The following is an 11,751-nucleotide window of genomic DNA, read 5'->3' on the forward strand; positions in this document are numbered from 1 at the left end:
GGACGGGCAGGCCCGGGCCCGGTGCCCTGCTCCGCCCCCCAGGGGGGCGGAGCGCCGGGCGTCGGGCCTTGTCGCCCCGATCCCCGTCCGGGCGGCGGTCTTCCGCCCCGGCATCGACAGTCCAGCGGGAGAGCCGCGCTTGCCATCGAACACCGCCGTACCGGCCGTGGCCGTGGACCATGTCCGCAAGGCCTATGGCGCCACGGTCGCCCTCGACGATGTCGGCTTCGCGATCGAGGCCGGCTCCGCCCATGCGCTGCTCGGCGAGAACGGCGCGGGCAAGTCGACCATGGTCAAGCTCCTGTCAGGGCTGGTCGTGCCCGACAGCGGCGCCTTCCGCCTGTTCGGCGAGCCGGTGCGGCTTTCCAGCCCCCGCATCGCCCATGCCCATGGCGTCCAGACCGCCTTCCAGGAGATGACCCTGGTCAAGAGCATGACCGTGCTCGACAACATGCTGATGCCCTATGCGCCCGTGAACGCGCTCGGGCTGATGCGTCGGCGCCATGCGGCGCGGCTGGTGGAGGAGCACTTTGCCGCCATCGGCCTGGAGCACGTCGATCCCGACGAGGAGGTCGGAGACCTCGACCTCGCCGTCCAGCAGAAGATCGAGGTGGCGCGCACGCTCTTTCGCCGGCCGAAGGTCCTGCTGCTCGACGAGCCGACCTCGACGCTGTCCGGCCGCGACGTCGACTGGCTCGGCGCGCTGATCGAGCGCGAGCGCGCCCGCGGCACCACCACCGTCTTCATCTCGCATCGCCTGCGCGAGGTCCGCGACTTCTGCGACCGGGTCACCGTGCTGCGCAACGGCCGCCACATCGTCACCGGCCGGGTCGGCGACCACAGCGACGCCGAGATCATCGGCATGATCGCCGGCCGTTCCCTGGCCCACTCCTTCCCGCCGCGCGCCGCCGGGCGCCAGGAGCGTGGGCCGGAGGTGCTGCGCGCCGACGCGATCGGCACAGCCGGCAAGCTGGCCGAGGCCTCGTTCCGCCTGCATGCCGGCGAGATCCTCGGCGTCGCCGGCCTGCAGGGCATGGGCCAGCTCGACCTGTTCCTCGCCTGCTTCGGCATGACGGAGATCGTGCGCGGCCGGCTCGCCGTCGACGGGCAGCCGGTCGAGATCACCAGCCCGCGGGAGGCGGTGCGCGCCGACATCGGCATCAGCCTGGTGCCGGAGGACCGCAAGAGCGAGGCGCTGTTCCTGCGGCTCAGCGGCGGCCACAACGCCTCGCTGCCGGTGATCGACCGCTTCACCCGGCTCGGGCTGATCGACGGCGCCGCCGAGACGGCTGCCATCGCCCGCGTCTTCGAACGCGTGGAGGTGGACCGTCGCGCCCTGTGGACGCGCGTCTCGGCCTTCTCCGGCGGCAACCAGCAGAAGATCGCCATCGCCAAATGGCTGCTGGCGGAGAGCCGCTGCCTGCTGCTGTACGACCCGACGCGCGGCATCGACGTCGGCACCAAGAACGAGCTCTACCGCCTGATCCGGGCCTTCGCCGATGCCGGAGGCGCGGTGCTGTTCTACTCCACCGAGATCCCGGAGATCGTGCACCTGGCCGATCGCGCGCTCGTCTTCTACGGCGGCCGCGTCGCCGCCGAGATCGACCACGCCGACCTCGGCGAGGAGGCGATCCTGCAGGCGGCGCTCGGCGCGCTCGAGCCGGGGAGGGCGGTGGCATGATGGCGGCCGCGACCGAAACGCCGGCCGGAGGCCGGAGCCGGCGGCTGCGCCTCGGCCTCGCGCGCCGGCGCGGCCTCGTCCTGGCCGTCATGGTGTTCCTGGCGCTGCTCGGCATCATCGCCCTGGTGAGCGCGGCCCCGCTCGCCTATTACGACTTGGCGCAGATGGCGACCAACGGCGCGACGCTGGCGATCGCGGCGGCCGGCCAGACGCTGGTGATCATCTCCGGCGGCTTCGACCTGTCGGCCGGCGCGGTCGTCTCGCTGGTCAACGTGGTCCTCGCCCGCTTCATGCCGGACGTGGCGCTGCCCGTGCCGGTGTGGATCGCCGTCGGGATCGGCATCGGCTGCCTGTCCGGCGCCTTCAACGGCCTGTTCATCGCCGTGCTGCGGCTGCAGCCGATCGTGGTCACGCTCTCGACCATGTTCATCCTGCAGGGCCTGACCCTGCTCGTGCAGGACAAGCCGGGCGGCGCGGTCGACCCCGGCCTCTCCGAACTCTTCATCGGCGACGCCGTGCCGGACCTGCTGCCGATCCCGGTGGCCCTGATCGCCGGCCTCCTGGTGCTGTGGCTGTGGCTGAAGCGCAGCCGCTTCGGCGCGAGCCTGTTCGCCGTCGGCGGCGACCCGGAAGCGGCGCGGGCGGCCGGCGTGAACACCCGCCTGACGCTGTTCGTCACCTATGTGCTGGCCGGCGGCTGCTACGGCCTTGCCGGGGTGTTCATCAGCGCCCAGACCGGGTCGGGCGACCCGCTGATCGGCAATCCCATGCTGCTGCAGATCTTCGCGGCCGTGGTGGTCGGCGGCACCATGCTCGGCGGCGGCCGCGGCGGCCCGCTCGGCTCGGTGTTCGGCGCCTACATCCTGATGATGGTGGTCAACATCCTCCTGGTGCTGAACGTCTCGGCCTATTTCTCCACCGTGGCCGAGGGGACGATCCTGATCCTCGCCGTGCTGGGCGCCTCGGTCAGCCGTCACTCGCGGCTGGCGAAGCTGCTGCGGGCGGGCCTGCGCCGACTGCGGGCCCGCAGTGCCGGCCTGCTGCCGTCCCAGCGCCGCGGGCCGTCGCGCCGCCTCGTCCTGCCGGACGGGCCGCCGCGCCCGGCAGCGGCCGCCCCGGCGCCGTCCCTGCTGGCGCGCCATGCCGAGACCCTGCGCTACGCGGTGCCGGCCTATGCCTGCTTCGCCGCCATGCTGCTGGTCACCCAGCTCGCGCTCGGCAACACGCTGTTGAACTGGAGCTACTACAACTCCCTGATCGTGCTCTCCTCCTTCCTCGCCATCCTGGCGCTCGGGCAGGGCACGGTGATCCTCACCGGCGGGCTCGACCTCTCCGTGCCCTGGACCATCGGCCTCAGCGGCATCCTGCTCGCCGGCATGGTCAAGGGCTCCGACGGCGCGCTCGTCTACGCCCTGCCGCTGGTGCTCGGCGTCGGTTGCCTGATCGGCTTCCTCAACGGCGTCGGCGTCGTCGTGCTCGGCCTGTCGCCGATCGTCGTGACGCTGGCGGCCAACGGCATCCTGCAGGGGATCGCCCTGGTCTACTCGAACGGCACGCCGGACGGCTTCGCCTCGCCGCTGCTGCGCGAGTTCATGACCGGCCGCATTTTCGGCGTGGCGCCGGTGGTGCCGTTCCTCGTGTTGTTCGTGGTCGCGGCGGTGCTGCTGCTCGGCCGCACCCCGTTCGGCCGGCGGGTCTACGGCATCGGCAACGGCGAGCGCGTCGCCGCCCTGTCGGGCATCGCAGTCGGCCCGACGATCGTCGGGGTCTACATGCTGTCGGGCCTGTGCTCGGCCCTGGTCGGCGTGCTCCTCACCGGCTTCTCCGGTCAGGCGAGCCTGGGCATGGGGGACGACTATCTCCTGCCCTCCATCGCGGTGGTCGTGGTCGGCGGCGCATTGATCACCGGCGGCCGTGGGCATTATCTCGGCATGCTCGGCGGCGTCTTCCTGCTCACCGCCCTGCAGACCCTGCTGGCCGGAACCACGCTGCCCTATGCGATCCGTGCCATCCTCTTCGGCCTCGTCGTTCTCGGCGCCGTGCTGGCGCTGCGCGAGCGGCGGGCCTGACAATGCGGAGCCATCCATGACGTCATCCCCAGCCTCTCCCTTCGGCGCCGCCGCGGTCGCCGGCCAGCGCGTGCTGGTCACCGCCGGCGCTTCCGGCATCGGGCGAGCCATCGCCGACCTGCTGATCGCCCATGGCGCCAGGGTGCATATCTGCGACGTCGAGGAGCGCCACCTCGCCGATTACCGCGCCGCCCATGGCGCGGCGGGGGCGACGCGCGCCGACGTGTCGAGCGAAGCCGACGTCGAGCGGCTGTTCGCCGACGTCGCCGGTCATCTCGGCGGGCTCGACGTGCTCGTCAACAATGCCGGCATCGCCGGCCCGACCGGCGGGGTCGAGGCGATCTCGCCCGAGCAGTGGCGCCGCACCATCGACATCTGCCTCACCGGCCAGTTCCTGTGCGCCCACCACGCCGTGCCGATGCTGAAGACGGCCGGCGGCGGCGCTATCGTCAACATGTCCTCGGCCGCCGGGCGCTTCGGCTATGCCTACCGCTCGCCCTATTCGGCGGCGAAATGGGGCGTGATCGGCTTCACCCAGAGCCTGGCCAAGGAACTGGGACCGGCCAATATCCGCGTCAACGCCATCCTGCCCGGCATCGTCGAGGGCCCGCGCATGACCGGCGTGATCCGCGACCGCGCCGCCCAGGTCGGCGTGACCTACGAGGCGATGGAGGCGACCTATCTGGAGGGCGTCTCGCTGCGCCGCATGGTCACGGCCGAGGATGTGGCCGGCACCGTGCTGTTCCTGGTGTCGCCGGCCGGGCGCAACATCTCCGGCCAGTCGCTCGGCGTGTGCGGCAATGTCGAACGTCTCTGACGCGGTCCGGCTCGGGCCCGTCCCCCCAACGAGGTGAGGTCGATCATGGCGAATATCGCCGTCATAGGATCCGGATTCATCGGTCGCGCCTGGGCGATCAGCTTTGCGCGGGCCGGGCATGCCGTCAGGCTCTGGGATGCCGTCGCCGAGGCGCCGCAGGCTGCGCTGTCCTATATCGCCGGCCTCCTGCCGGATCTTGCCGCCAACGACCTGCTCGACGGCGCCTCGCCCGAGACGGTGCTGGCGCGCATCACGGCGGCCGGCTCGCTGGCCGAGGCGGTCGCCGGCGCGGACCACGTCCAGGAGAACACCCCGGAAGTGCTGGAAACCAAGCGCGCGGTGTTCTCCGAGCTCGACCGGCTGGCTCCGCCCGGCGCCGTGCTCGCCTCCTCGACCTCGGCCCTGCTGCCCTCGGCCTTCACCGATCATCTCGCCGGGCGGGCGCGCTGCCTCGTCGTCCATCCGATCAACCCGCCTTATCTCATCCCGGCGGCGGAGGTGGTGCCGGCGCCCTGGACCGACCCGGCCGTGGTGGAGCGCACCGCCGCGCTGCTGCGCGCCGCGGGCCACGCGCCGATCGTGATGAAGCGCGAGATCGACGGCTTCGTGATGAACCGGCTGCAGGGCGCGCTGCTCGAGGAGGCCTTCCGGCTGGTCGCCGACGGCGTCGCCTCGGTCGAGGACATCGATGTCGGCCTGCGCGACGGGCTGGCGCTGCGCTGGTCGTTCATCGGCCCGTTCGAGACCATCGACCTCAACGCGCCCGGCGGCGTGCGCGACTATGTCCTGCGCTACCAGTCGATCTACGAGCGGCTGTTCCCGTCGACGCAGCGCCGGGTCGACTGGGCCGGGCCGGTGCTGGAGACCGTCGAGGCCGAGCGCCGGGCCCGCGTGCCCGCCGCCGACCTGCCCGTGCGGCAGGCCTGGCGCGACCGCCGGCTGATGGCGCTCGCCGCCCACAAGCGCCGCGTGGCGGCAACCGACAAGCCCTGACAGATGAAGGAGGCCGAGGCCATGGCCACGCCCGCACCCCACGCCGGCAAGGTGATCATCAGCTGCGCCGTCACCGGCGCGATCCACACCCCGTCCATGTCGCCGTACCTGCCGGTGACGCCGGACGAGATCATCGCCGACGGCCTGAAGGCGGCCGAGGCCGGCGCCGCCGTCCTGCACCTGCACGCGCGCAATCCCGAGACCGGCCGCCCCGACCAGACGCCGGAAGCCTTCGGCCGGTTCCTGTCGCGGGTCCGCCAGGGCACCGATGCCGTGGTCAACGTCACCACCGGCGGCAGCCCGTTCATGACCGTCGAGGAGCGGGTGCTGCCGGCCAAGACCTACCGGCCCGAGCTCGCCTCGCTCAACATGGGCTCGATCAATTTCGGCCTGTTCCCGCTGCTGCAGAAATACACGCAGCTGAAGCACGACTGGGAACGGCAGCACCTGGAGAACACGCGCGACCTGGTTTTCCGCAACTCCTTCAAGGACATTGAGTTCATCCTGAAGACGCTGCGCGACAACGGCACCCGCTTCGAGTTCGAGTGTTACGACATCGCCCATATCTACAACCTCGCCCATTTCATCGACCGGGGCCTGGTCGAGCCGCCGTTCTTCGTCCAGTCGGTGTTCGGCATCCTCGGCGGCATCGGCACCCATCCCGAGGACGTCATGCACATGAAGCGGACGGCCGACCGGCTGCTGGGCGACGCCTATCGCTGGTCGGTGCTCGGCGCGGGTGCGAGCCAGCTGCGCATCGCCGCCATGTCGGCGTCGATGGGCGGGCATGTGCGCGTCGGGCTGGAGGACTCGCTGTGGGCCGGCAAGGGCAAGCTCGCCACCGCCAGCGCCGAGCAGGTGCGGATGGTGCGCGGCGTCATCGAGGGGCTCGGCCTCGCCGTGGCGACGCCGGACGAGGCGCGCGCCATCCTCGGGCTCAAGGGCGGCGACCAGGTCGCGTTCTGAGGAGGGCGCCATGCTGCGGATCGAACGTCTCGGCGACGTCAGGGCCGAGCTCGGCGAGGGGCCGCTCTGGGACGCTGAGGTGCAGCGCCTCTACTGGATCGACAGCCTCGGCCGGCTGATCCATGCCTGCGATGCCGATGGCGGCAACGCCCGCTCCTGGCCGGTGCCCGAGCATATCGGCTCGCTGGCCCTGCGCCGGGGCGGCGGGGCCGTCCTGGCGCTGCGCGACGGCTTCTACGGCTTCGACTTCGCCACGGGCGCGGCGACGAAGCTCGTCGATCCCGATCCGGGCAAGCCGCGCATCCGCCTCAACGACGGCAAGGTCGATCGCCAGGGGCGCTTCGTCGCCGGCTACATGGACTATGAGGAGAGCGATCCGCTCTGCTCCGTCTTCCGCCTCGATCCCGGCGGCGCGGTCGAGCGGCTCGACGACGGCATCGTCTGCTCCAACGGCCCGTGCTGGAGCCCGGACGGACGCGTGTTCTACTTCGCCGACACCTATACCCGCGACATCTGGGCCTACGACTACGACGTCGGCACCGGGCGGGCCGCGAACCGGCGCGTCTTCGTCTCCTTCCCCGCCTGCGGGCTGAGGGGGCTGCCGGACGGCGCCACCGTCGACGCCGACGGCTTCGTGTGGAGTGTTTCTGTCTACGAGGGCAAGCTGGTGCGCTTCGCGCCGGACGGCCGGCTCGACCGTGTCGTCGGCCTGCCGGTCGAGAGCACCACCAGCCTCAGCTTCGGCGGCCCGAACCTCGACATCGCCTTCGTCACCTCGATGGCCCGGCAGGTGAAGGGCGTCTGGCCGCGCGAGCGGGAGGCCGGCGGCCTCTTCGCGGTGCACGGCCTCGGCGTCCGCGGCCTGCCCGAGCCGCGGTTCGCCGGCTGAGAGCCTGAACGACACGAGATCTGGGAGGAACAACCATGCGCATCGAAGTCCTGGTCGACGTCAAGACCATCCTCGGCGAAGGCCCGCTCTGGGACGTGGAGGAGCAGCGCCTCTACTGGATCGACAGCTTCGGCTGCAACGTCTTCCGCGCCACCGCCGACGGGCGCGAGGTGCGGGCCTGGGACGTGCCGGCCAAGATCGGCTCCATGGCCCTGCGCCGCCAGGGCGGGGCGGTGCTGTCGCTGCAGACCGGCTTTCACTTCCTCGACTTCAAGAGCGGCGAGACCAGCCTGATCGTCGATCCCGAGCCCGACGATGCCACCACCCGCATCAACGACGGCAAGGTCGACAAGCGCGGCCGCTTCGTCGCCGGCTCGATGGACACGATGGAGGCCGGCCCGAACGGCACGCTCTACCGGCTCGACCCGGACCTGTCGCTGCACAAGCTCGACAGCGGCATCATCGTCTCCAACGGCCCGTGCTGGAGCCCGGACGGCACCATCTTCTACTTCGCCGATTCCTGGTCGGGCGAGATCTGGGCCTACGACTACGACCTCGACACAGGCGCGGTCTCCAACCGCCGCACCTTCACCGCGATCGACCGCTCGACCGGCGGCGCCGCCGACGGCTCGACCGTCGATGCCGAGGGCTTCCTGTGGAACGCCCAGGTCTATGACGGCAAGGTCATCCGCTATGCCCCGGACGGCTCGGTCGACCGCGTCATCGACATGCCGGTGAAGAAGGTGACCAGCGTGATGTTCGGCGGCCCCGACCTCGACATCCTGTTCGTCACCTCCATGGCCAAGCCGCCGCTGCCGCGCTTCCCCGGCGACGGCGTGCTGCGCGGCAGCCTGTTCGCCATCCACGGCCTCGGCATCCGCGGCGTCCCCGAGCCCCGCTTCGCCGGGTGAGGGAAGGGGGCTTGAGACGGAGCCGGCGTCGAAAGGGCGGGCTCATCGGCCAACCAGCGTCATGGGCGGACTTGATCCGCCCATCCACGCGAACACTGACAGTTGTCGAAGTAAAGGATGGCAGTTCCGTGGTGCGTCCGAACGATTGATTGCGGGATGATTGGGTTCTATGGCTTCAACAAGTTGAAAATCAGCGATTTTTGCTCCAAAATAATATTGATGATTCAGCTAAATATTGAACATCGGTGCATTTGAAATTTATTCAATGCACTGTCACCGTGATTTCGTGCGCCGGGATCTGTAGGGGAGGTGCCGGGCAATCGGCATCTCTACTCGACAGCCGCGAAAGGACCAGTCGGAGCGCCGACGCCGTCTGTCCGGCGGAAGGCGAGACGGTCGCACGCGGGATTGCAAGTGTGAGACCGGCTCCGCGTGGTCACAGACCCTGGCATGGACGCACGCTCTTTGCACGGGGACCGGGAGGTCTCTCGTTACCAGTTGCCGGAGGCCGGTGTCGACGCGATGGAACGGATGATCGCGCTGCACGTGGCCGTGCCCGCCCGCCCGACCTATGTCGCGGTGCCGGTCTTCGTGGCGCGTGGCGGAGGGACGATCGGCCCCTTTGATGCCCAGGGGCCTTCTTGCCGAAACCGAAACGAGGCTTTGCGTCGAACCGTCTTGTTGCCCGCGAGGCGGCTGTGTAGAGTCGCTCTACGACGGCAACAAACGGTCGTGCAGACCGTCAGAATTCGCCGCATCAACGCCCCGTCCTTTTTATCGTCGCGTACGTTTACGGCTATCAATCGTACGTCGGTGTGTCGGCGACGCCCTTCTCGCCTTCACGCAAAAGGAGGAATCGCAATGCATCCCTTACGCAAGCTACGGGAATCCGGCAACGCGACACCTGCCCAGGTGAGCGCGCTCCTTGCCGAAAACATCGTGTTCAAGAGCCCGATCCTGGTACGGCCGATCGAGGGGCGTGACGTCATCGCGGCGATATTCGCCCAGTCGAGCTCGACGCGTGGTTCCGGCACCTATACGGCCGAGTTCAAGCTCGATGAGCGTACCACCTTCTTGCGATGGGAGGGGACCATGGACGGCCACAAGATCGAGAGCTTGGAGGTCATCGTGGACAACGAGCGGGGGCTGATCGTGGAGCGCACGATTGCCCTTCGACCGTATCCGGCGGTGAAACTGTTCCGCGACGCCATGTATGCATCGCTCAAGGACAGACTGCCGCCGGATGTCTGGGACTACGCGACGCCGTAGTGTGACCGCCACGGAGCGGTCAGCCCGTTCCCGCAATGCCGAAGTTCACCGTCATGCGTCGTGCAAGGGCGCGGCTCGGCTTCGCCGCCGGCATGGAGGGGCTCGAGCCGCCCCGAGGTTTTGCCCCTCTTACGCGCCAAAGAAAGAAGCTCCGTTTAGCCGTCCCACCATCTGAGCACCCTCATCGCCCGTAAAGTCACCCACCGCGAGGGCCTGCCAGGTCCATCGTCAAGTTCAAACCACGTCCGACCGGGCGCGATCCAGTCGAGCTGCCATGTGCCATTGCTCAGGCGCCTGGAGCGAATATGGTCGATTGCGTCACCAAGACGCGCATCGGGAGGAGCGCCGGTGAAGACAGCCGCGGAGCGGAAATAGTCGAGCGCACGCAGGACATCGTATCGCCAGCGGTTCGGATGTACGAATTTCAGGAAACGCTCGTCTGCGGGCTGCCCGGTAGATAGACGGCGGAAAAGGCCGCGCTGCAGGAGATACTCTTCGCCCGATTTGCGGGCGTTCCGCGATTCGAGCGTGCCGCCGGTCGCCTTCTCAAATTCCAGGAAGCCTTCCAGCACATTTATTGTGCTGTGGAAGGAAGAGCAGATCGATCCGTTGGTTCTCTCGCAGTTCCAGCCGCCGTCGCCCTGTCGGCCCTCGACCAGCCTTCGGACGATAGGCGAGACGTCCACGCCGAAATAGGCGCCGTCGGCAACGGTTCGCCCGTTGATACATTCCTCGACCTCGCCCTGCCAATACGGTTGGCCGCCTTCGTCCCAACGTGAATTGGCGCCGATCAATTCGACGGTTCGTTTTGCGCGATCCGACACAGGATCAAGGCCGAACTCCCGAAGTTGCTGCAAGGCAAAACACGTGGCTGTCCAAGGTTGGCCGGCCTCCTGCCATTCGCGTCGGGGGAAGTCGCGCGGGAAAAAGGATCCGCCGGCCCATTGGCCGTCCTCGTCCTGCAAGGAAAGGAGCTTGGCTCCCCAGCCCTCGGTCTCCACCTTCGCCCGCTCGGCCATCCAATCAGACACTGGAGCGTCGAGGAGATCGCGCATGACCTGCCATCGGATCGACGGATCGGACGCGACGAGCCATTGAATTGCAGAGACAGATTCATTCATCTGGACATACCTCGACAAGCCCCGGCTTCCCGCCCCTACCCGTGATGCGCCTCGTCGAGCAGGAACAGCGCGGTCTGCTCGTCAGTGACCAGCACGTTGAGATAGTGGGCGCGCAGGCAGGCGAGGGCGATCGGGTGCTTCGAGCGGCCGGCGGCGACGCCGATGGAGAACTCGCGCTCGGCGCAGAAGCGCAGGTCCAGGCCGATGGTGCGCGCGTCCAGGTCGGGGTCGACGATGTTGCCGTGGGCGTCGATGTAGCGGCTGAGGATGTCGCCGACCGCGCCCTTGGCGCGTAGCGCCGCCTGGTCGGCCTCGGTGACGAAGCCCGATTGCAGCAGGACGGAATCCGGCACCACCGCGCCCATGCCGAAGCAGATCACCGGGGCGCGGCGGCCGAGGGCCAGTACGGTAGCGATAGTCGGATCCTGCTCCAGGGCGATGCGCGTTGCCGCGTGGCCGAGGATGGCGGGCACCGGCAGCAGCGTCGCCATGCCGTTGGCGGTGCGGGCGAACAGTTCCGCCGTGTTGTTGGTGCGCGTCGAGGGCGAGCGGATGTTCATCGCCCCGTTCAGCAGCACCACCTCCACGCCCTCGTTCCAGAAGGGCGGCAGGTGCCGGGCGACGGCGCTCATGGTGCGGCCCCAGGAGACGCCGATCAGCGGCGCCTTGCCGAGGCCGGCGATCAGGCGGGCGGCGGCCTGCGCCACGCTGTCGAGCAGCAGGCCGTCGTCCTCCTCGGCGTTCTGCGGCACCACCACCGCCTCCTTGAGGCCGAAGCGGCGCTGCAGGCGGCTCTCCAGCTCGGGGCTGCGCGGGGCGCGCGGCACGATCTCGATGCGCACGATGCCGCTCTCGCGCGCATCGCTGAGCAGGCGGCTCGCCTGCCAGCGGGTCAGGCCGAGCTCCTTGGCGAGATCCCCCATGGTCATCTCGAGCTCGTAATAGCGCTTGGCCACCTGGATCATCAGGTTCTCGCGCTGCTCGGCCGAGAGGCCGCGGAACTGGACGTCGCGATCGGGGGAATCGGTCGTCATG

At 69.2% G+C, this 11,751-nt stretch carries 10 protein-coding genes; 8 read left to right on the forward strand and 2 right to left on the reverse strand.

What is annotated here, in order from left to right; translation table 11 throughout:
* The first annotated feature begins 139 nt into the window (after positions 1-139).
* The 8 genes from AC27L4_RS23180 to AC27L4_RS23215 all read left to right on the forward strand — a co-directional run bounded on the left by AC27L4_RS23180 (position 140) and on the right by AC27L4_RS23215 (position 9,595).
* The gene (locus AC27L4_RS23180; protein WP_487144733.1) at positions 140-1,681 is read left to right on the forward strand and encodes a sugar ABC transporter ATP-binding protein; all 1,542 of its coding nucleotides are present in this window, start codon (positions 140-142) and stop codon (positions 1,679-1,681) included.
* Positions 1,678-3,750, forward strand: a complete 2,073-nt coding sequence (locus AC27L4_RS23185) for an ABC transporter permease (RefSeq protein ID WP_487144734.1) — start codon at positions 1,678-1,680, stop codon at positions 3,748-3,750. Before AC27L4_RS23180 ends, AC27L4_RS23185 begins: the two co-directional genes overlap by 4 nt.
* A 16-nt stretch (positions 3,751-3,766) precedes the next feature.
* Complete coding sequence (locus AC27L4_RS23190) at positions 3,767-4,567, forward strand: SDR family oxidoreductase (protein WP_487144735.1); 801 nt, start codon at positions 3,767-3,769, stop codon at positions 4,565-4,567.
* 45 nt (positions 4,568-4,612) lie between these two features.
* Positions 4,613-5,560, forward strand: coding sequence for a 3-hydroxyacyl-CoA dehydrogenase (locus AC27L4_RS23195; protein ID WP_487144736.1), 948 nt, complete (start codon positions 4,613-4,615; stop codon positions 5,558-5,560).
* A 21-nt stretch (positions 5,561-5,581) separates the two neighbouring features.
* On the forward strand, positions 5,582-6,526 hold the full coding sequence (gene kce / locus AC27L4_RS23200; RefSeq protein ID WP_487144737.1) for a 3,5-dioxohexanoate:acetyl-CoA acetone transferase: 945 nt from the start codon (positions 5,582-5,584) through the stop codon (positions 6,524-6,526).
* 10 nt (positions 6,527-6,536) lie between these two features.
* Entirely contained in the window at positions 6,537-7,415 is an 879-nt protein-coding gene (locus AC27L4_RS23205) for an SMP-30/gluconolactonase/LRE family protein (protein ID WP_487144738.1), read from the forward strand.
* A 35-nt stretch (positions 7,416-7,450) separates the two neighbouring features.
* Positions 7,451-8,326 (forward strand): SMP-30/gluconolactonase/LRE family protein, encoded by an 876-nt coding sequence (locus tag AC27L4_RS23210; RefSeq protein WP_487144739.1) that lies wholly within the window; start codon positions 7,451-7,453, stop codon positions 8,324-8,326.
* Positions 8,327-8,776: 450 nt separating this feature from the next.
* Positions 8,777-9,595 carry a hypothetical protein gene (locus tag AC27L4_RS23215; protein WP_487144740.1) on the forward strand — a complete coding sequence of 273 codons (819 nt, stop codon included), beginning with the start codon at positions 8,777-8,779 and terminating at the stop codon, positions 9,593-9,595.
* 155 nt (positions 9,596-9,750) lie between these two features.
* Here the strand turns inward: AC27L4_RS23215 and AC27L4_RS23220 are convergent, their stop codons facing one another.
* Together AC27L4_RS23220 and AC27L4_RS23225 are read right to left on the reverse strand one after the other, a co-directional pair.
* Positions 9,751-10,716 (reverse strand): squalene cyclase, encoded by a 966-nt coding sequence (locus AC27L4_RS23220; protein WP_487144741.1) that lies wholly within the window; start codon positions 10,714-10,716, stop codon positions 9,751-9,753.
* A 35-nt stretch (positions 10,717-10,751) separates the two neighbouring features.
* Positions 10,752-11,750, reverse strand: a complete 999-nt coding sequence (locus AC27L4_RS23225; RefSeq protein ID WP_487144742.1) for a sugar-binding transcriptional regulator — start codon at positions 11,748-11,750, stop codon at positions 10,752-10,754.
* Position 11,751: the final 1 nt, after the last annotated feature.

Source organism: Labrys sp. Lb11, assembly GCF_057554225.1.